The organism is Exiguobacterium sp. s16 (genome assembly GCF_018618115.1).
GTDB classification, from domain to species: Bacteria; Bacillota; Bacilli; order Exiguobacteriales; family Exiguobacteriaceae; genus Exiguobacterium; species Exiguobacterium mexicanum_A.
In genome coordinates, this window is record NZ_JACSLM010000021.1 from 1 (window position 1) to 1,461 (window position 1,461).

Sequence of the window (1,461 nt, forward strand, 5' to 3'; positions counted from 1 at the left end):
TTTAATCTGTACCCTATGTAAAGGACATTTTAAAAAAAGATCACGCTGCTTGAAGGAGATGATTCCTGTACTGTACAGGAGTCATCTTTTTCATGTTCCACTGGTAACGATGATGATTGTAGTAGCTGATGGCCCTACGGATTTCATTACGCAAACAATCGAATGTATGGCACCCTTCCAATTCGACGATGTCCTTGAAATGTCCAAAGAATGATTCCTGGACGGCGTTGTCCCAACAGTTGCCCCGTCGGGACATGGATTGACCTAACTTCATCCGCCTCACCTGTTTCTGGTAGGTAGGACTCGTATAGTGTCCACCCTGGTCTGAATGGATGAACGCACCCCTCGCTAAACGAACCTTACGGTTATTCCTTAAATGTTTCAACGTGTCCAATACGATATCAAGTTTGATGTTCTCAGAGAGTTGGTGTGCCAGTACCTCATTGGTCGATCCATCCACGATGGTCGAAAGATAGGCCCGCTTACCGTTCCCATAGAATATGTAGGTGATATCAGTGAGGAGGACCTTGTAGGGAGTGCCCTGTTTGAATTCACGCTTGAGGTGGTTCGGCACCACCCGGTGCTCGGCCGTCGCTTTGATGAGCCGTTTGTAGGGTTTTGCTCTGCGAATCGGACAGACGATGTTGTATTTCCGCATGATGCGGCGGATGCACTTCAGGTTCAACGACACACCGAAATGACCAGACAGGACCATCTTGATCTGCCTGGCTCCCTTCCTACGTTTTTTGAAGTGGAACGCCTTCAGAACGAGGTCGCGAAGTGCCGCGTCCTTCGCTTCGCGTTCTTGTCTCATCTGTACCCGATGCTTTGAGAAATAGGCGTGGTATCCCTGACGTGACACCCCTACTACCTGACAGAGATGGCTGACCATACCCGTCATTTCGTGCTTGATGATGACACCTTGAATGAGCTCATATTTTTGCGACGCGCTTAGTCCAGCTTTCCTCTCCCTTCCGCCAGACGAATCTCCTTTAATAATTCAACCTCTGCTTTCAACAGTCTGTTTTCGGCCTCAAGTTTCGCGTAACGTTCTTCAGCCGATAGCTCTACATCTTTCTTGCGGCCTGAATTACCCACTCGTGTATCTCGCAGACCCATAACCCCGTCTTTTTGGTAAGCGAGTGTCCACCGTGACCTACAAGCTTTCATCCTTTTGTGACCGACAACCTCAACGTCAAATCCGCAGTCCCGGAAGATTTCCACCGGAAATCGCCCTTCAAGCGTTTGAGCTATAAAGAGTTCCTTGAACTCGTCTGTGTACGTGATCCCTTTCGGGCTCACGGATTTGACATAAATATTCGTAGCTAGCGTTTCCACTTCTTTTGACGTAAATATCTTTTTCGACACCTGGATTCACTCCCAATATGATTTAATCCAGTGTACACAAAAACCCTGAGCAATAGACTTTTTTTAAGTGTCTATTACTCAGGGTACAGATTA

The 1,461-nt window shown here is 47.4% G+C and carries 1 protein-coding gene; it reads right to left on the reverse strand.

Going from position 1 to position 1,461, the window contains the following annotated elements; genetic code table 11:
• Window positions 1-40: 40 nt before the first annotated feature.
• A protein-coding gene (locus KNP86_RS15490; RefSeq protein WP_214755162.1) for an IS3 family transposase occupies window positions 41-1,368 on the reverse strand; the annotation gives its coding sequence in 2 pieces (ribosomal slippage) (window positions 41-969 and window positions 969-1,368; 1,329 coding nt in all).
• Between the last annotated feature and the right edge of the window lie 93 nt (window positions 1,369-1,461).